Here is a 17,526-nt window from a genome sequence, read left to right as displayed (position 1 = left end):
ATGGGCAAAGGAGGACTTGCATGGATTCGAAATCGTATCAGGTATGTGCTACCTGTATTCATTTTGAAGCGATAAAAATCGGAGGAAAAATGAAGTATCTGTGCAGACGCCTAAAATATGAAACGAAACCAAATTATTCGTTTCAATGTTGGGATCCTAAGGAACATGTTATAAGGTTAATGAAGAAAAGAGGAAATATAGATGAGTAATGTACATGAAGCAATTTCACAGCATAGCAAAAAGCAGCATAATCACATTCAATCATTTTTAAGGCTCGAAGCAAAGCGCGAATCATTTATTGAAGAAGCCATCCAATTATGTGTGAACTCTCTTCCGTTTGATGTTGATAAAATTAATCAAGTTACAAAACAAATGAATCACCTGGCAACTGAAGGAATTGTACCAACTCGTAAATTAGTTACGACGGATATGGTACTAGAATTCGTAAAGAGAAAATATCACAAATAAAGCGTTACTGCAATTCCCACTGAGATGGTTAGTGAGACTTACTGGGTCTATACGGGCAATAACCTTGACTTTCCATAAAAGAAGAGGTAGACAGCTCGTTATGATGGATAAAGTATGACTTCCATGAGTGGGGTTTCCTGTGCATTTTTTTTGTATAAGAATTTTGACGTTTTTTTCCTATCATCTTTTCCCTTTGCGAAGATTTAATTTAAGTAGATCGTGGAAAGCTAAGCTTGAATTATATTTTTGAAAGGTGTGAATAAAATGGGGCGTACAAAGCTTGGAAACGCAAATGCACAGCGAAACAATAACAAAAAGAAAAAGAATGATTTTAACAATGAATTTGCTTCATACGCACAACATGAAGCATTGAAACTGAGCGATAAAAAGAAAGATTAAACTTTTGGCTGAATCAAAGAGGTATAACCTTTTGATTCAGCCTTTTTTGTTATGGTAAGATAAAGAACATATGACTAATCAAAACAAAAAAGGCAATGGTTTGAAGTACCAAACCATATAAACACATTGTATGGTATGATACAAGTAGTATTTTTTCAAAAAGGAGAATGAGATGAAAAGGGATAATCATTTATTAATTGTAGATGGTATGGCGCTGTTATTCCGTGCTTTTTATGCTACATCGGTATATGGTCAATTTATGATCAATAGTAAAGGAATTCCTACTAATGCAGTAACAGGACTTTTAAAACATCTTATTTCAGCTATTGACTATGTAAAGCCTTCCCATGTTGTATGTTGTTGGGATATGGGGGCAAAAACGTATCGAAATGAGCTATTTACTGATTATAAGGCCAATCGGCCTGAAGCACCGGTTGAATTAATTCCACAATTCGAGCTGGCAAAAGAGGTCGTGGCCGCATTAGATATTCCAAACCTGGGTATTGAAGGGTTTGAAGCAGATGATTGTATTGGAACATTAACAAAAACATATGAACATGAAATGGAGATTACCATTTTAACTGGTGATAGGGATATCCTTCAATTACTTAATGATCATGTTAATGTGTTGATCTTTCAAAAGGGAATTGGTAATTACAAGCATTATACAAAGGAATTATTTATCGAAGAATATGCAATAGATCCGCAAATGCTTATCGATGTAAAAGCATTAATGGGAGATTCAAGCGATAATTACCCAGGTGTTAAGGGGATCGGAGAAAAAACGGCTTATAAACTTATTGTTCAATACAAAACGATTGATGTGCTCTTAGATCATTTAAATGAATTAACGAAAGGACAAAAAACAAAAATAGAGAATGATTTAGAAATGCTTCACCTGTCAAGAAAGCTGGCTGCAATTAACTGTCAAGCACCGTTGGAATGTATCATTGAGGATGCGCTTTTTAACGTGAATGAAGAACGAGCATTTTCAATGGTAAAGGAATTGGAGTTAAGAGGTGTTCATACTCTGCTAAAGAACATCACAGTTGTCAAAGAAGCTATTTAACTTGGTTTAGTGGGGGAACAAATCCCCCACAGATATTATACAAACTAAAGAAAGACTAATTACTTGACACTTATACCATCCGCATTAATCCAATTAACGGTTTTAAAGATTTGATCCAATTTCCAATCATAAGGCATTTCCTCATCAGAAATAAGATTATCTATTGCTGAAATTGACCCGATATGAAAAAGGGCACGCTGATTTATTTTTGAAGAATCTGCTACAACAAAATTTTGCTTTGATCTTCTTATCATTATGGAAGATGCTGTGGCTTCATCAATATTGAAATCAAAAATTCCGTCTTTGGTCATTCCGCCGCATGAAATAAATGCCTTATCAAAATAAAAGTGTTCTAGTAATTGATTAGTAATTGATCCGCTTAATGAACGCTGCAGGGGATTTGATGTCCCTCCAAGAACGATCACTTTTCCATCGAACAGCTGGTTTTCTAACCGGTTATTTAATAATTCTGCTGCTGCTAATGAATTCGTTACAATCGTGATATTTTCCACATTCTTAATCGAGCTTGCAATATGAAAAGTTGTTGATCCTACATCAAGAGCAATCGTTTCCCCATCCAATATGTATCTTGCAGCAGCTTCTCCAATTAATTTCTTTTGATAATGGAAGATTCCGATTTTTTTGTTAAAATGTGGTTCCTTTATTAATCCAAAATATTGAACTGCCCCACCATGTATTCGTCGTAATTTCTTTTTTTCCTCAAGTGCAGTTAAATCTTTTCTTATTGTTTCTGGTGTTACATTTAATTTTTCTGCTAGGTCAACGACTCGAACCTTATTTTTCATTTCAAGTTCTCTCATGATGGCTCTATATCTTTCTGAATGTAAAGACTTATCCATTATGCCCCTCCAACGAAAACCTGTTTCCTGAGTTGTTTTGCAATAACTTATTATAAATAACGAATATAAAAAAAAGACTACGAATATATTAAGTTTTGTAAATTTAACAAAATTAGATAGATAAAACAAAACTAAAAAACAATTATTATATCTAACTTTAGACATACAAAAGGATAGGTATATTCACCTTTGGTATTGCATCGATATGCCTCCTCTGATAATTTTGCATTTTGATTTTTATTTGTTTTCTTAACGAATATTTCGCGTATGATTAATAATCTATCAATGTTTTTATTCTAAGATGTAGAAGTAGATAAGGGGACATTGGCAGAAATAATCATTTTATAATTATTGGTAGTTTTCCCCCTATTAATCGAAAAGATGGAGGTCAAAGTTATGAATAACGAGGGTCATAACAAAGGATTAGACAGAAGAAGCTTTATCAAAATAGGAGGAATGAGCACGCTTGCATTAACACTTGCGTCAACTGGGCTTCCAGGAGATTTGCTTACGAATAAGGTACATGCTGAGAATCGTGAAGAGGCAAAGCTTCAATTTAACAAAAACGGTAAATTTAAAATTGTTCAATTTAATGATACTCAGGATGATGAAAGAATCGACCGCAGAACAATCGAATTGATGGAGAAGGTGCTCGACTCTGAGAAGCCTGATTTTGTTGTTCTAAATGGTGACAATATTGCTGGCGGCTGTGATACAGAGCTTGAAATGAAACAGGCGATGAACAATGTTGTCCAACCAATGGAAAAGAGAGGGATTAAATGGGCGGTAACATTCGGAAATCATGATGAGGATTCTACCCCTAAAAGCGGGCTGGATGAAAATGATATGCTTTCCTTTTATATGAAGTATAAATATAATTTGAATGCGCCTGGAGAAAAGGACCTTACTGGTACTGGGAACATGAACCTTTTAATAAAGAAATCTAAGGGCAATCAAGCAGCATTCAATCTCTGGCTGCTTGATAGTGGCAGATATGCCCCTCAACAAATTGCCGGGCAGGATTTTAAAGGGTATCCAACATGGGATTGGCTGCGTTTTAATCAAGTTAATTGGTATTATGAAAAGTCTAAAAAAATCGAAAAGCAGTTTGGGTATAAAGTACCTTCACTCGTATTCATTCATATCCCATTGTGGGAGCATCGTTTTATGTGGTATGGCAGCGTAGACAGCAGAACACAGGAAAACCATGAACTTGCTGCGGTAAAACATAATATTGTTGGAGAAAGAAATGAAGATGAATGTCCAGGACCTGTAAACGGCGGAATGTTTTCTGCAATGTTAGATCGTGGTGACGTTAAAGGTGTATTCTGTGGGCACGATCATATAAATACTTATTGTGGTAATTATTATGGCATTTTGCTAGGATATGCAGGAAACACTGGCTTCGGAACATACGGCCTTCCTGGTGCTGATCGAAATAGGCTGCGTGGGGCCAGAGTATTCAATCTGGATGAAAATAAAGAAGGGGTATTAGCTGAAACCCATATGGTTTTTGCTAAGGATTATGGAATTGATTTAACAGCAAATGATCAAAGCATTGATCCGTTACCATTAACTAAATAAAAACTGAAAAGGAATGTCTAATAAGGGTCTGCTCCAAATAACGTTCAAGTATGAATTTTCCTGCTAAATCAAGGTTTTCATATATTGTATTAGTTGGGGGCTGACCCTTTGTTTTTAGACAGCCCCTCTGATTTTATTTTGTATTTTTCTTTTTAGCTGCATTTTCCAGCTTGCTTTTAGGTTCAGTTGAAAATTCTACATCTTCACCATGTCCTTGAGGATTGACACTTGGTGCGATTTGACCGCGATTATTCCCTCTTTTTTTACTGCTCATGATCATGATCACCTCCACTTGTATTATGACCATTTTCGCTTGAACATTATGTATCATTAGAATTTTGAATCTCTGTTAAAAAAACAATGGAATTTATCGACATTTTTCGCTATCATATTTTATATATTGATAAGTAAGGATGGGTATCAACTTGGCAAAAACGGTGAAAACAGTCACAGATTATCTTGAGTACCTAACACACAAAGGCTTTGTATTTGGAGAGGATGCAACAGGGTTTATTCAATTTGGCCAGCATTATACAGATACAGCAGATGAAATTGCAATTATTGCAATTGAGCTAACACTGAAAATTCAAAAGGAGTTTGATGGTGCTTTTTACATTTCCTTATTAGAAAGTTTTAAGAAAGAAGCTATAATAAATCGGAAACAAGCAATCAGTCATGTTGAAGCATTAAACTTAATCTAAAAAAGCTCGGAAAATACCGAGCATTATAAGTCACGCTTTTGCGCTGTGTTTGCCCTTTTGAACTCGTTAAAACTTGGCATTTCTGTTAAAATCATAGCAACGAAGATAAGCATACAACCTATTAATGCAGCCCCGCTTAACCGTTCGTTAAGGACAATAAAGGCGGTAAGTGCTGCGAATACAGGCTCCATTGCAAAAATAAGGGCAACCCTGGCAGCAGTTGTAAACTGTTGAAATTTAGTCTGGATCAAAAAGGCAATGGCTGTTGCAAAAATAGAGGTAATAAATAAGGCGGTAATTACCTCTTTATTGATAAAATCAGTAAACGATAATGAAGGTCTTTCAAAAAGAATAGAACTAACAAAACTTAATAGGGAAACAGTTATTAATTGAACAATCGTTAAATTCAATGCCTCATATTGGTTAGAAAATTTACCTGTTAATACTATATGAAGCGCAAAAGCAATTGCACAAAATAAAACAAGGAGATCACCAATATTGATCCCTCCCATGTCTCCTAAAGTCAGAAGGGAAAGTCCAATTGTCCCAATCAAAGCACTAAAGAAAACGATGGTTCTCGGTTTTTCTTTTAAAATCCAAATGGACAACAGAGGTACAATCATAACACTCAAACCTGTAATAAAACCGGTCTTTGAAGATGTTGTATACATCAGGCCAATTGTTTGAAAAGCATAGCCTAAAAATAAAAAGAATCCTAAAAAAATTCCGGATTTTAACAAATCTTTCGACCATTTTTTTGTTCCACGCTTATTAATAAAAAGGGTTAAAACGCATGCCGCAATTAGAAATCGAATACCATTAAATAGATGGGGGGGAAGGAATTGGATCGCATTCTGGACAATAACAAAAGTTGAACCCCAAATAAATGCTACAAATAATAAACTAATATCCGCTAAAGTGTTTTTCTGCATATTTTTTCTTCTCTTTCTATATCATTTACTGTTTAAAATTGCGTTTTTTGCCAGCTGATCTGCAACTTTATTTTCTTTGCTTGGAATCCATTTAATGAAGAACAGATCAAATTGCTTCGTTAATTCCAAAACACGTTCCAATAGTGGCGAAAAGGAGGAGTTTTTAACAAATTGTTTTTCAATAGCACGGTCAACAAGCTGTGAATCTGTACGAAAAGATACCACCTGATAGCCTTTTTCAAGGCAAATTTCCAAGCCTTTAATCAAAGCGTGGTATTCCGCTTCATGATTTGTCATTGTTCCAAGAGGAAAGGAATAGTGCTCTGCTTTCCCGTGGCCTTTAATAAAGATTCCTGCACCTGAAATGCCAGGGTCGCCTGCACTTGCGCCATCTACATACACTTCAATCATAATTTGAAACCTCCTGTAAATTTTCCTGCTGAATCGAGCAGTTTTGTGTCTTTTGTGCCGTATACCATAGTGGCAAAATCACAACAATGAGTTATCACATAGCTTTAATAAAAAGAAAAACGATGATAAAATAGGGTACATTGGCTTACAAGGTAATACTATAAATAAAAGGCTTAGGTTATACAGTGCTTTACTAAAATATCTTGAAATCGAATATGATTATAGCACATTGATAACATTATTAAATAGAAAGTGTTATTAATCAACAGGTTTTATTAGAAAACAAGAAGCTTTAATAAAAAAAGATTGGAAACAGACTTACCAAATTTCAGGAGTGAAGCCTTTGAAGTATAAAATTGAATGGACTTATCATACGAAAAGAAAAATGCAGACGATCGTTTCGACAGATTTTTTAACTTTAGATGAAACAATCGTATTTGCTGAAGATTTTTTACAAACTGGTCGAGCGAAACAGCTTTCTTTTTCATCAGAAGACGGGCAAACATGGACATTAAAGGAATTAAAGCGTCTGAAAGATATAGTTAAGGACGAACCTCATGATGTTGTCGCCTTTTTTGATGGCGGCTATCATAAACAAACAAAATTGGCCGGGTTTGGTGTTGTCATATATTATACGCAAAGCGGTAGTCGTTACCGTATTCGCTTAAATGAAAGGGCAGAGGGGTTAGCCTCTAATAATGAAGCAGAGTATGCAGCTTTTTATTATTTAGTAAATGCTCTTGAAGAAAATGGTATGTCTAGACAGAAAATTGAATTTAAAGGAGACTCGCAGGTTGTCTTAAATCAGCTTGCTGGAGAATGGCCATGTTATGAGGAAGAGTTCACTATTTGGCTGGACCGAATTGAAGATAAATTAAAAAAGCTCCATATAACACCTGCATATGAGGCAATTTCGAGAAAAGAGAACAGTGAAGCAGATCGCCTTGCAACTCAAGCAATGAGCGGTACACAAATAAACAGTAAAATGATCATAAATGAGGAAGTTGGCGAAAATGAATAAAAAACAAACATTGCAAGAACTAAGCGAAATCTTAGATACTTATTGTGTGAATTGTTTATTAAAGAAGCATTTCCGTGAAGAATATGGGAAGCGATTTGCACATTCTTTTTGCATTAATCGATGCACAGTTGGCCAAAAGATAAAAGAAGTTGGCGAAAAATTATCTTAAAAAATGTCATTACGATAAATGCATATTTAATAAAAAAATCCGCCTATGCGGATTTTTTTATTGCTTAGCCTCTGATAATTGATGTTCACATTGTTCTAATAGCTCTTGCTGTTTTGATAAAAACTCTTGATCAACGCCTGTTTTGGTTGTACGGCTCATTAGATCTTTTGCATCACGTATTGCATTTTCTGCATGGTGAATGGCTTCTGGGTCTAATTGCATTGTAGCTGATCCTACCATTTTCTGTGCTGCTTTTACAGACATTTCAATCTGACTTAACTCATTCAATCCGCTAATTAATCCAGTATGATTGATTTGATCCAATAGAAACACCTCCATTTTATAGGTTTTGGAATTTAGGGAAAAATATTCGCTAAAAAAAACAAACATGTATATATATCTAAAACGGAAATGTCATGTTAAAATGAATGAGAAGATGACTTTGTAAAAATATAGCACATATATGGACCCTTTTAACTAGAAATTCGGTTTAAGATAGTCTTGAGGAGTGAAAAATGACATGGGTAATGAGCCATTAGATTCAACGATCAAAGAAGCATTCTCAGAAATTTATAGAGATCTAGATAAATTAGTCTTTATAGCGAACAACGCAAATATTTTTAATCAAATGGAGGTAAGTAGAATAGAGAAAAGCATTAAGCAAAATATTAAGGCGATCGAGTACTTAATTGTCAGTCAGAAGCCGAACTCGTCTCGTTAAAGAAGCGGAAATAGAAAGAGGAAATAATTAATAGAAAAAGATATATAAAAAAGAGGCGGAGTAAACTCAGCCTCTGTTCATTTGAGTGTTTATGGTTAAATCACAAGTTGTAAGTTGCCTTGTGATTATAACTTTGTAACGTTAGCAGCTTGTGGTCCGCGGTTACCTTCAACGATTTCGAAAGATACCTCTTGACCTTCTTCTAATGATTTGTAGCCGTCGCCTTGGATAGCTGTGAAGTGTACGAATACATCGTCTCCGCCTTCAACTTCGATAAAACCGAATCCTTTTTCGTTGTTAAACCATTTTACTTTACCGTTTTGCATAGTACTTAATCCTCCTAATACTGTAGCACAGGTGGTGCTAAAACAAATTTTATCATTAATGAATATAATATGTAAAAAGATGTTATTAAAACGTTATCATATATACTCAGCTTAATGATGTTTTTAATATACAACAATTTTATGAACTTCGTCAAGGTTATGCAGAATATTTTAACAAAACTTTCAGAAACTTTCCATCCTGCTAATAATAGTGGATATAGTCACAACTGACCAAGCATATAATGAATAAAAAACAGTGGAGAGGATATGTATGCACAAGCTGAACATACATGGAGCAGAAATTTTATTAACGAGTAGTCGAAATATAGATGAAGCAGGATTTACTAGAGCTTATCAATTTATTAAAAGATGTGACAGGGCCATATTAAAGTTAAAGAAGTCTGAAATCGCTCTTTTACATGATTATGAACGAAATTCAATCTTAATAGAAAGGATGAATACAGATACTTTTACTTTACATATTCAATATGCAATAAAATGTGAAAATGTCTATCAAATTGACTAATAAACTAGTTCCCTTTTTTTAAAAAAAGTTTATAATAATGGTAATAACTAACGTAGCTTTTTCTAACAGCTTCATGAGATGAAAGAAATCATACATATTCATCATACATAAATAAGATAAAGCTACTTTGGAAAAAATATTGGCGATAATGGAAGGAGAATGGAAATGGTAGAACAAACCTTTACAATTACGAGCGAGGCAGGTTTGCATGCTAGACCTGCAACTGCATTAGTAAATGCTGTAAATTCTTTCACAGCTGATGTCAACCTTGAAGCAAATGGAAGAACAGTAAATTTAAAATCAATAATGGGTGTCATGTCTTTAGGTATTGCAAAAGGCGCCGTAGTTAAAATTTCAGCAAGCGGCAGCGATGAAGAAGCAGCTCTTGAAGCTGTTAAACGGGCAATAGCTACAGAAGGACTTGGCGAATAAATAATTGCACGCAGAAAGCAACTAAGTTAAAAAATAGAGGCTGACTTCTAAAAAGTCAGCCTCTATTTTATTGAAGTTTTATTAATTGGATTTATCCTTTTTAACTTTATTCCTCTTATTGCCTTTACTATTGTCACCTGGTAAGTGATCTTGTGCAATCTCCATTTGATATGATCCATTTTCAGGTGAATTTTGATTTTTGCTCCCCTTGTTAAATTTCTTCGTCATAGTGGCCTCCTATACATTGTTCCAGTTTGGATATCCATACCTTTATAGGTAGGTATTCATTAATATCTCCAAGTTATGATGCTCTTCATGCACTTATATTGAAATGCAGCTAATAAAAGATTCATACAGCATCGTGAAACCTTGTAAACAAACCTAAAGGGAGTATCAGACATTTTTTTCGATTATAAAGGCATTGCTTTTTTCGTTTCAGTAATTAGTTTTTCGTTCAACTTTCTTGAATGGTGTACCCAGCCAGCATATGAAGCTAAAATATTTAAAGCGGGGTCAAGCTTAACAATTGCCATATAAGGATAATGCTCCTTATGTCGGAAACGCAAATCAATCCAGCGAACTTCTATACCTGATGATGTTGAAAAATACATAGTATGTGTATGTTTTGAATTTGCTAAAAAATGCTGAACATTTTTATCAGCTAATGAGGCTCGAACAATAGCATCTTCTTGATCCGATTTTTTAAAATGATGAACCCAAAGGATCTCTTTGCCGATAATGGAGCCGACATCATAATCAGACTCAGTTTCATAAACAAAATCCCACTTGTGCAATGACATAGATGGAATGATGGTAAAGTTTCCTGCTTTTTTTGTTGAATATAATAAATTTCGTTTGTTTACTGAAATGATATACCGTAAGGTGAGATAAATAGCTAATACGATATATACATACATAAAGGTAATACCAGGTGAAACACCTGCTAACCACAGGATAAAACCAATCCAATGTCCAAACATAATAATCGGATCAAATAACGGAATGAAATTTAATGAGAGCCATTTCTTTGTAAAGGGTCTCCCAGCCTGTGTTCCATATACGTTTAGAATGTCGAAGCCAACATGTACACTAACTGCCAATAATGTCCAAAACAAAAGGGACATAAAGGGTATTTGGTTATAAAAGATAAAAATAAGAGCTGAAATAGTGAATGACCATAAGATAATAGCAGGGAGTGAATGAGATCCTCCGCGATGGTGTTCCGTATACATTCCATTTCCTTTAAAAAGCTTAATTGCATAATCAAAATCCGGCGCATTAGATCCGATAACAGTTCCTAACAGGATGGCTTGAGCTAACATCGGATTAGAGGCAATGGCGGGATCAATATTTGCAAGTCCTGCCAACCCAAATCCAATCGCAATATGTGTACTTGTGTCCATGCTAAACCTCCAGGGAAAAATTACCCCAAATCATCCTTTTAAACAATTTTAATAATTTACGGAGCCAGCGATCAGCTGTTTGTCTCTAATAAAAGCAGCTTCCTTCACCATATCATCCACTATTAAGTCAGCTGATTTTGGTACATGAATTCTTTTTATATTTTCCTTCATTTGTGTTAATTTCGTTTCATCACTAAGGAGTTTGTGGACTTCCTCAGCTATATCTTCTATTTGGTTAACAATAATTGCAGCTTCATTGTCTTCAAAAAAATGAGCATTTTCTTTTTCCTGACCAGGAACAGGCTTAAAGAGAACAACTGGCACACCTAAAGAGGTTGCTTCTGTTAAGGTGATTCCGCCTGGCTTTGTTATCATGCATGATGTGATCCGATAAAGCTCATCCACTCTTTCAACATAGCTTAAAACTTTAAATTGTTTTGGATAACTTTTAGCAAGAGGTTCAAGACTTTCCTTTAAAGGGGTATTATTTCCGCAAACAACAACCGTTTGAATGTTTTCGCTTTTAGAAATAAAAGAATGGCACAATTCTTTCACATTTTTTAAGACACCGTGTGCACCTGCCATGATTAACAGTGTTTTTTTATTTTGATCCAAATTATATTTTGTATAAATATCTTGTTTATTTAGATCCTCCTCGAATTGTGAACGTATAGGGATTCCAGTAACCTTTACTCTGCCTGGATGAACGCCTAACTGAATCAGCTTTTCCTTCACATGGTTTGTTGCTACATAATATTTATCGATATTTTCATGAATCCAGATTCTGTGTAAGCAAAAGTCAGTTAAGACATTGAAGGTGGGAATGATCGTACCGGTTTTTCTGCGATATTCAGGTACAACAATCATAGGGAATGTATTAATGATCATATCTGGCTGCTCAGTTTTTACAATTTCATGTAATCGTTTATGTCCCATTTTAAAATAGAGATTCATCATTCGTTTGTTATAAATTTTATCTACACCATAGTAAAACAATCGGTAAAATTGCTTTCCAATCGAAAAGCTTTTTAAATATAAATATTGAGTAATCTCAGAAAATACGGGAAATGACTCAGAATAAAGATTACAGACAATGACCTTTTCGAAACCGAGCTCCTTACATTTGTTTTCTAATGTTTTTGCCACTTGTACATGGCCATTACCATATTTTGCTGTTAATATTAACACCTTTGAATTTCTTTTCAACATTTTCACCTCAATCTAATCGGAAACGGATCAAATTATCAAATCCAGTCCTCACTATGAATATATATGACAGATTGAACCGAATTTGTCTTAAAGATTACCATATAATTGTTACTTTTTTATAAAGCAATTATTAAGTATTTCTTAAGATGTAAAATATCGTAAAAAGATTGAATTTTAGAAAAGAATATTATTCATATGGCAAAACGTAATGCATGATTGAATAAGGCAGAAAGCATGCATTCTCTCTGCCCTATTCTTTTTCATTCATTTTAAAGCAATGGGTATTTTATTCTTACCCTTTCAATTCCAAATATAAGGTGTCTCCTGGTAAACATAGTAGTTAAGCCAATTTACAAAAAGAAGATTTCCATGTGACCTCCAACATTGAATCGGCTCTTTACTTGGATCATTGTCTTCAAAATAATTAACAGGCAGATCGATTGCCAAACCTTTTGCAAGGTCTCTTTCATACTCATCTTTTAAAGAGGTCCGTTCATATTCAGGATGACCGGTTAAAAATATTTGTTTGCCATCTTCAGACATTACCAAGCAAACACCGGCCTCTTGTGAATAAGAAAGAATTTGTAGCTCTTTTATTCCATCAATTTCTTCTTTTAATACATCGGTATGTCTTGAATGTGGAACATAATATTGGTCGTCGAAGCCTCTTAATAATTTTATAGTTGGATTGACAATTTCATGCTTGAAAATACCAAAGCATTTTTTATCCAGTTTATATTTATTTACGCCATAGTGATGGAAAAGTCCTGCTTGTGCACCCCAACAAATATGTAAAGTTGAGGTTACATTTGTTTTTGTCCAATCCATAATTGCTTTTAATTCAGACCAATAAGAAACTTTTTCAAATTCTAAGTGTTCAATTGGTGCTCCCGTAATAATCATGCCGTCAAATTTTCGATGCTGAATATGTTTAAAGGTTGTGTAGAATTCCTTCAAATGCTCCATTGCCGTCGTTTTTGACGTGTGAGTCTCAGGTCTTAAAAATGTTATGTTTACTTGCAGTGGAGAATTCCCCAATAATCGTAATAATTGAGTTTCTGTTTTTTCCTTTTCAGGCATAATATTTAAGATAAGGATATTTAAAGGGCGAATATCCTGAGAATATGCTCTCTTTTCGTCCATAATAAATATATTCTCTTGTTCTAAGATTTCTTTAGCCGGTAAATGACTAGGTATGTTAATCGGCAATAAAAGCACCCCCGTAAAAATTCATCTTTCATTGATTCTTTATTATAGAAAGTTTAGAAAAATAATTCAATTCGAATTTTATGTTTTTTTATTCATTAATCACAAATGGGGAATTCTAATGTTATGTTTGAAGAATCTAAAGGCAAACAAATAAATTCATAATACATGGTAAATTATTATGAAGGATAAATCTAGCAAAGTGAGGAAAAAAGTGTGAATACAAATAATCATTTCAAGTCAGATATTGAGATTGCTCAAGAAGCACTCTTAAAACCAATCAAACTACTTGCCGAAGATTATTTAGAACTAAAGGATGATGAATATGAACTTTATGGAAAATATAAAGCAAAGTTATCATTGAACGTTCTTGATCGACTTAAAGATCAGTCATCAGGTCAAGTTATTCTAGTAACCTCAATTAATCCAACACCAGCAGGAGAAGGAAAATCAACGGTAACCGTTGGATTGGCACAAGCGCTTAATCAATTAAAGAAACGCGCAATAGTGGCAATGAGAGAGCCTTCTTTAGGACCAACAATGGGTCTTAAGGGCGGGGCTACAGGAGGAGGGTATTCACAAGTCCTTCCTATGGAAGATATAAACTTACATTTTACAGGTGATCTCCATGCTATTTCAACAGCGAACAATGCGTTAGCCTCTTTTATAGATAATCATATCTATCAAGGAAATGTGTTGGAAATAGACCCACGAAGGATAACCTGGAAACGAGTATTAGATTTAAATGATCGATCGCTTCGAAATATTACCATTGGTCTAGGGGGACCAACAAATGGCGTTCCACGTGAAGATCATTTTGATATTACAGTTGCATCAGAGATTATGGCTATCTTTTGTTTAGCTGACAGTCTGGCTGATTTGCGTTCCAGACTTGCCAGAATCGTGATTGGGTATACATATTCAAATAAACCAGTAACGGTTGCTGATTTAGGGTATGAGGGTGCCTTGACGCTAATTTTGAAGGATGCGCTCAAGCCTAATTTAGTACAAACGATTGAACATACTCCTGCTCTAGTTCATGGCGGGCCATTTGCTAATATTGCCCATGGCTGCAACAGTCTTTTAGCTACGAAAATGGCAGCAAAACTAGGAGATTATGTCGTGACAGAAGCTGGCTTTGGAGCAGATCTGGGCGCTGAAAAATTTCTTAATATAAAAGCGAGAATTGGCCAGATCCATCCTTCTGCAGTGGTGATTGTTGCAACAATTAGAGCATTAAAAATGCATGGAGGTAAGAAAAAGGATGAGCTACAGCATGAGGACACTGCAGCATTAATGGCAGGGGTTGCTAATTTAACCAAGCATATAGAAACAATTAAAAGTTTTGGGCTGCCGTATGTTGTGGCAATCAATAAATTTACCACAGACACAGAGAAAGAAATAAAAGGAATCTTGGAATGGTGCAAAGAAAATTCTCACCCGTCAGCACTTTGTGAAGTGTGGGAACATGGAGGGAAAGGGGGAATAGAGTTAGCAAGGAAACTTTTAGAAATAATTGAAAGTGAACAAAATAAATTTCAATACTTATATTCTACGTCTTCCTCTATAAAGCAAAAAATCTTTCATATCGCAACGATTGTTTATGGTGCATCAGGAGTTCAATATACTAGTAAAGCTGAAAAACAAATAAGTGAGTTTGAAAAACTGGGGTGGGGCCATTTACCAATCTGCATGGCGAAAACACAGTATTCATTAACCGATGAGGCTCACATTTTAGGAAGACCGGAAAATTTTATGATCACTATTCGAGAATGTAAGGTTTCACTTGGGGCAGGTTTTATTGTTGCGTTAACTGGGAGTATTATGACAATGCCAGGTTTACCAAAGAAACCAGCCGCACTAGCTATGAATGTTACGGATGAAGGTCTTGCAACTGGATTGTTTTAAGGAGGATGTCATGTTTGATCCAACTGTTTTTGATAATTTAAAGGTGATCGTAGAAGGCTATGTCTATGATTTAGACCTAGAAGATATGATCAAAGTTTTGAATAGAAGTGATATTGTAGATTTAGCGACAATGACTAGAAAGTTTAAGATAACGTTTGGAAATGAAAAGAAGAAAAGTCCCTCTGCTATACTGGAAATTTACATGGACCAAGATCAAATTTCTGGAGAACTAAGTCAAACCATTGAAAAACCAGGATGCTATATAAAAGTACTCCTTCTAGAGGAGAAGAGGAGTAAGACATATGATGAACTCCTGCTAAGAAAGCTAAAGAAACTGTGGGATGAACATTCGATTAAGCTATTAGTAACTGAAGAAGTAACTGCAAACTCAGAAATCTATTATCATTGCTATGAGGTGAATTTTCAAAGATCTTATGGTGAAGATGATATTGAGGACCTGCTGCAAATAATTGATCATTTACGTTCACTGCTACAGGTAATGATCGCTCATTAGTTGTTTATAGTTGAATTTTACATGAATGATATGTAAAGATGGAGTCTGGGAGGGATGACTATGAGTATTTACGAAATTGAAGTGGAAACAATAAATGGGGAAAAGACAACTTTAAGTAAATACAAAAATCAAGTGTTATTAATTGTAAATACAGCAAGTAAATGTGGATTTACCCCTCAGTACAAAGAATTGCAAGAGCTATATGAACAATATGGTAATCAAGGATTTACCGTTTTAGGTTTTCCTTGCAACCAGTTTATGGGACAGGAACCAGGAGAAAATAAAGAAATCGAAAGCTTTTGTGAAGTGAATTACGGCGTAAGTTTTCCGATGTTTTCAAAGATTGATGTAAATGGAGAAAATGCTCATCAACTATTTGTATTCTTAACTGAAAAAGCTCCGGGGATATTAGGAAGCAAGGCAATAAAATGGAATTTTACAAAGTTTTTGATAAATGCTAATGGGGAAGTCGTAAAGCGTTATTCACCAAATACGAATCCAATTGAAATAAAACCAGATATCGTAAATCTTTTAAAAGAAGTCGTAAAATAAGGCTTCTTCTTTTTATTTCTGTTAGGGCAGACATATTTGCATGAAGTGAGAGATGGGGAAGCCGGACTTTGAAGCAATTGGTGAATGGCTGACAGACTTTCTATTATGACAAGAGTGCCATATTAGAATAATACCAATACATACTGGATCCGCTGATTAGGCAATGGAGCCATTGCATGAATACGATAACCAATGCTAAGTAACTGTGAAAGTGTTTCCGCACAATTGAAACGAGGGGGTTCGATTGGAGCATGATAGCTCTTGTATACCTTTATCAGCTTATTTGTTTCACTGCACTGCAGGATGACAACATGCCTTCCAGTCCAAGCTTGACCTATGATTTGCTGTGGATTTCTCATCAAAACACACCTTTAAAAAATTGATATGATACTATATGATCACTCGTTTGTAAGTGTTAATATCATAATCGTTCGCTTATAACATATATAGGAGTTGCCGTATGGATAACAAATTAATAGTTCAGAATGTTGAAGATTTTGTCTATAAAAGGCTTTACAATGAAGGAAGCGGTCATGACTGGTGGCATATCGACCGTGTGCGACGGAATGCATTGTATATAGGGAAAGAAGAAAATGCAAATCTGTTCATTGTTGAATTAGCTGCATTACTTCATGACTTAATAGATGATAAGCTTTCTGAGAACATTAAGCTTGATGTCAGCCAAGTTGAACAGTTTTTACTGGATTTAGGTATTGACCAAAAGGTGACACATGATGTGATCAGCATTATTAAAGTGATAAGCTTTCGAAAAAAGATACCTCAAGATCAATTAACCCTTGCTGCCAAGGTGGTTCAAGATGCTGATAGGCTTGATGCAATTGGAGCAATTGGAATTGCACGGACATTTGCCTATGCAGGTTCAAAAGGAAACCTCATCTATCATCCAGATGTAGAGGGAAATACTGATGCTATAAGTCATTTTTATGATAAATTACTTAAGTTAAAAGACTTAATGAACACAAATGCAGGCAGAGTTCTTGCAAAAGAAAGACATCAATTCCTTGAACTCTATTTAAGTCAGTTTTATCATGAGTGGAATGGGAGAAAATAGTCAAAAGATGCATATAGATGCCCGAAACATGAAAATAGCACGA

The 17,526-nt window shown here is 34.8% G+C and carries 26 protein-coding genes; 15 read left to right on the top strand and 11 right to left on the bottom strand.

Annotated elements, in window-relative coordinates; translation table 11 throughout:
- Positions 1-20 precede the first annotated feature (20 nt).
- The 4 genes from WQ54_RS29850 to WQ54_RS29840 all read left to right on the top strand — a co-directional run bounded on the left by WQ54_RS29850 (position 21) and on the right by WQ54_RS29840 (position 1,936).
- Positions 21-209 (top strand): hypothetical protein, encoded by a 189-nt coding sequence (locus WQ54_RS29850; RefSeq protein ID WP_046590262.1) that lies wholly within the window; start codon positions 21-23, stop codon positions 207-209.
- Entirely contained in the window at positions 202-468 is a 267-nt protein-coding gene (locus WQ54_RS29845) for a YpbS family protein (protein WP_046590260.1), read from the top strand. The genes WQ54_RS29850 and WQ54_RS29845 overlap by 8 nt, the downstream gene beginning before the upstream one ends.
- A 264-nt stretch (positions 469-732) precedes the next feature.
- Positions 733-867: a hypothetical protein gene (locus WQ54_RS35390; RefSeq protein WP_269431602.1), complete on the top strand. Its 135-nt coding sequence runs from the start codon at positions 733-735 to the stop codon at positions 865-867.
- A gap of 172 nt (positions 868-1,039) precedes the next feature.
- Positions 1,040-1,936, top strand: coding sequence for a 5'-3' exonuclease (locus WQ54_RS29840; protein WP_046590258.1), 897 nt, complete (start codon positions 1,040-1,042; stop codon positions 1,934-1,936).
- Positions 1,937-1,995: 59 nt separating this feature from the next.
- On the opposite strand, the gene WQ54_RS29835 is transcribed toward WQ54_RS29840, so the two are convergent.
- Entirely contained in the window at positions 1,996-2,796 is an 801-nt protein-coding gene (locus WQ54_RS29835; protein ID WP_046590256.1) for a DeoR/GlpR family DNA-binding transcription regulator, read from the bottom strand.
- A gap of 396 nt (positions 2,797-3,192) precedes the next feature.
- On the opposite strand from WQ54_RS29835, the gene WQ54_RS29830 reads away from it, so the two are divergent.
- Entirely contained in the window at positions 3,193-4,380 is a 1,188-nt protein-coding gene (locus tag WQ54_RS29830; protein WP_046590254.1) for a metallophosphoesterase family protein, read from the top strand.
- 133 nt (positions 4,381-4,513) lie between these two features.
- Here the strand turns inward: WQ54_RS29830 and sspL are convergent, their stop codons facing one another.
- Positions 4,514-4,654: a small, acid-soluble spore protein L gene (gene sspL / locus WQ54_RS29825; RefSeq protein ID WP_046590505.1), complete on the bottom strand. Its 141-nt coding sequence runs from the start codon at positions 4,652-4,654 to the stop codon at positions 4,514-4,516.
- 151 nt (positions 4,655-4,805) lie between these two features.
- Here sspL and WQ54_RS29820 point away from each other — a divergent pair, with 151 nt between their 5' ends.
- On the top strand, positions 4,806-5,081 hold the full coding sequence (locus WQ54_RS29820) for a DUF6123 family protein (protein WP_197089698.1): 276 nt from the start codon (positions 4,806-4,808) through the stop codon (positions 5,079-5,081).
- Between the two features lie 23 nt (positions 5,082-5,104).
- Here WQ54_RS29820 and WQ54_RS29815 read toward each other — a convergent pair whose 3' ends face one another.
- Together WQ54_RS29815 and WQ54_RS29810 are read right to left on the bottom strand one after the other, a co-directional pair.
- The gene (locus tag WQ54_RS29815; RefSeq protein ID WP_046590252.1) at positions 5,105-6,013 is read right to left on the bottom strand and encodes a DMT family transporter; all 909 of its coding nucleotides are present in this window, start codon (positions 6,011-6,013) and stop codon (positions 5,105-5,107) included.
- A gap of 21 nt (positions 6,014-6,034) precedes the next feature.
- On the bottom strand, positions 6,035-6,424 hold the full coding sequence (locus WQ54_RS29810) for a reverse transcriptase-like protein (RefSeq protein WP_046590251.1): 390 nt from the start codon (positions 6,422-6,424) through the stop codon (positions 6,035-6,037).
- 343 nt (positions 6,425-6,767) lie between these two features.
- Between WQ54_RS29810 and WQ54_RS29805 the strand changes: the two genes are divergently transcribed.
- Together WQ54_RS29805 and WQ54_RS33185 are read left to right on the top strand one after the other, a co-directional pair.
- Complete coding sequence (locus WQ54_RS29805; protein ID WP_046590250.1) at positions 6,768-7,445, top strand: ribonuclease H family protein; 678 nt, start codon at positions 6,768-6,770, stop codon at positions 7,443-7,445.
- Positions 7,438-7,614: a zinc-finger domain-containing protein gene (locus WQ54_RS33185; RefSeq protein ID WP_084822385.1), complete on the top strand. Its 177-nt coding sequence runs from the start codon at positions 7,438-7,440 to the stop codon at positions 7,612-7,614. Before WQ54_RS29805 ends, WQ54_RS33185 begins: the two co-directional genes overlap by 8 nt.
- A 57-nt stretch (positions 7,615-7,671) precedes the next feature.
- On the opposite strand, the gene WQ54_RS29800 is transcribed toward WQ54_RS33185, so the two are convergent.
- A complete protein-coding gene (locus WQ54_RS29800) occupies positions 7,672-7,938 on the bottom strand; it encodes a DUF2564 family protein (protein WP_231597703.1) in 267 nt (88 codons plus the stop codon).
- Positions 7,939-8,134: 196 nt separating this feature from the next.
- Between WQ54_RS29800 and WQ54_RS29795 the strand changes: the two genes are divergently transcribed.
- Positions 8,135-8,335: a hypothetical protein gene (locus WQ54_RS29795; RefSeq protein ID WP_046590249.1), complete on the top strand. Its 201-nt coding sequence runs from the start codon at positions 8,135-8,137 to the stop codon at positions 8,333-8,335.
- A gap of 125 nt (positions 8,336-8,460) precedes the next feature.
- Here the strand turns inward: WQ54_RS29795 and cspD are convergent, their stop codons facing one another.
- Positions 8,461-8,661, bottom strand: a complete 201-nt coding sequence (gene cspD / locus WQ54_RS29790; protein WP_046590248.1) for a cold-shock protein CspD — start codon at positions 8,659-8,661, stop codon at positions 8,461-8,463.
- Between the two features lie 271 nt (positions 8,662-8,932).
- On the opposite strand from cspD, the gene WQ54_RS29785 reads away from it, so the two are divergent.
- Both WQ54_RS29785 and WQ54_RS29780 read left to right on the top strand, forming a co-directional pair.
- Positions 8,933-9,187: a hypothetical protein gene (locus tag WQ54_RS29785; RefSeq protein WP_046590246.1), complete on the top strand. Its 255-nt coding sequence runs from the start codon at positions 8,933-8,935 to the stop codon at positions 9,185-9,187.
- A gap of 165 nt (positions 9,188-9,352) precedes the next feature.
- Positions 9,353-9,619 (top strand): phosphocarrier protein HPr, encoded by a 267-nt coding sequence (locus tag WQ54_RS29780; RefSeq protein WP_046590244.1) that lies wholly within the window; start codon positions 9,353-9,355, stop codon positions 9,617-9,619.
- 81 nt (positions 9,620-9,700) lie between these two features.
- On the opposite strand, the gene WQ54_RS34475 is transcribed toward WQ54_RS29780, so the two are convergent.
- The 4 genes from WQ54_RS34475 to metA all read right to left on the bottom strand — a co-directional run bounded on the left by WQ54_RS34475 (position 9,701) and on the right by metA (position 13,440).
- A complete protein-coding gene (locus WQ54_RS34475) occupies positions 9,701-9,847 on the bottom strand; it encodes a hypothetical protein (protein WP_197089697.1) in 147 nt (48 codons plus the stop codon).
- Positions 9,848-10,029: 182 nt separating this feature from the next.
- The gene (locus WQ54_RS29775) at positions 10,030-11,022 is read right to left on the bottom strand and encodes a metal-dependent hydrolase (protein ID WP_046590242.1); all 993 of its coding nucleotides are present in this window, start codon (positions 11,020-11,022) and stop codon (positions 10,030-10,032) included.
- A 48-nt stretch (positions 11,023-11,070) separates the two neighbouring features.
- A complete protein-coding gene (locus WQ54_RS29770) occupies positions 11,071-12,231 on the bottom strand; it encodes a diglucosyl diacylglycerol synthase (protein WP_046590241.1) in 1,161 nt (386 codons plus the stop codon).
- 300 nt (positions 12,232-12,531) lie between these two features.
- Positions 12,532-13,440, bottom strand: a complete 909-nt coding sequence (gene metA, locus WQ54_RS29765) for a homoserine O-succinyltransferase (RefSeq protein WP_046590238.1) — start codon at positions 13,438-13,440, stop codon at positions 12,532-12,534.
- A 213-nt stretch (positions 13,441-13,653) separates the two neighbouring features.
- Here metA and WQ54_RS29760 point away from each other — a divergent pair, with 213 nt between their 5' ends.
- Genes WQ54_RS29760 through WQ54_RS29750 form a run of 3 tightly spaced genes read left to right on the top strand, consistent with a single transcriptional unit; the run spans position 13,654 to position 16,411 of the window.
- Positions 13,654-15,345 (top strand): formate--tetrahydrofolate ligase, encoded by a 1,692-nt coding sequence (locus WQ54_RS29760; RefSeq protein WP_046590237.1) that lies wholly within the window; start codon positions 13,654-13,656, stop codon positions 15,343-15,345.
- Positions 15,346-15,355: 10 nt separating this feature from the next.
- Positions 15,356-15,859 (top strand): hypothetical protein, encoded by a 504-nt coding sequence (locus tag WQ54_RS29755; RefSeq protein ID WP_046590235.1) that lies wholly within the window; start codon positions 15,356-15,358, stop codon positions 15,857-15,859.
- A 60-nt stretch (positions 15,860-15,919) separates the two neighbouring features.
- On the top strand, positions 15,920-16,411 hold the full coding sequence (locus WQ54_RS29750) for a glutathione peroxidase (RefSeq protein ID WP_046590233.1): 492 nt from the start codon (positions 15,920-15,922) through the stop codon (positions 16,409-16,411).
- A gap of 122 nt (positions 16,412-16,533) precedes the next feature.
- Here WQ54_RS29750 and WQ54_RS29745 read toward each other — a convergent pair whose 3' ends face one another.
- Positions 16,534-16,770 carry a hypothetical protein gene (locus WQ54_RS29745; RefSeq protein ID WP_046590231.1) on the bottom strand — a complete coding sequence of 79 codons (237 nt, stop codon included), beginning with the start codon at positions 16,768-16,770 and terminating at the stop codon, positions 16,534-16,536.
- A gap of 101 nt (positions 16,771-16,871) precedes the next feature.
- Between WQ54_RS29745 and WQ54_RS29740 the strand changes: the two genes are divergently transcribed.
- Positions 16,872-17,483, top strand: coding sequence for an HD domain-containing protein (locus WQ54_RS29740; protein ID WP_046590230.1), 612 nt, complete (start codon positions 16,872-16,874; stop codon positions 17,481-17,483).
- The last annotated feature ends 43 nt before the right edge of the window (positions 17,484-17,526 follow it).

The organism is Bacillus sp. SA1-12 (assembly GCF_000981385.1).
GTDB lineage: Bacteria > Bacillota > Bacilli > Bacillales > Bacillaceae > Metabacillus.
This window is presented reverse-complemented; position numbering and strand designations above follow the sequence as displayed.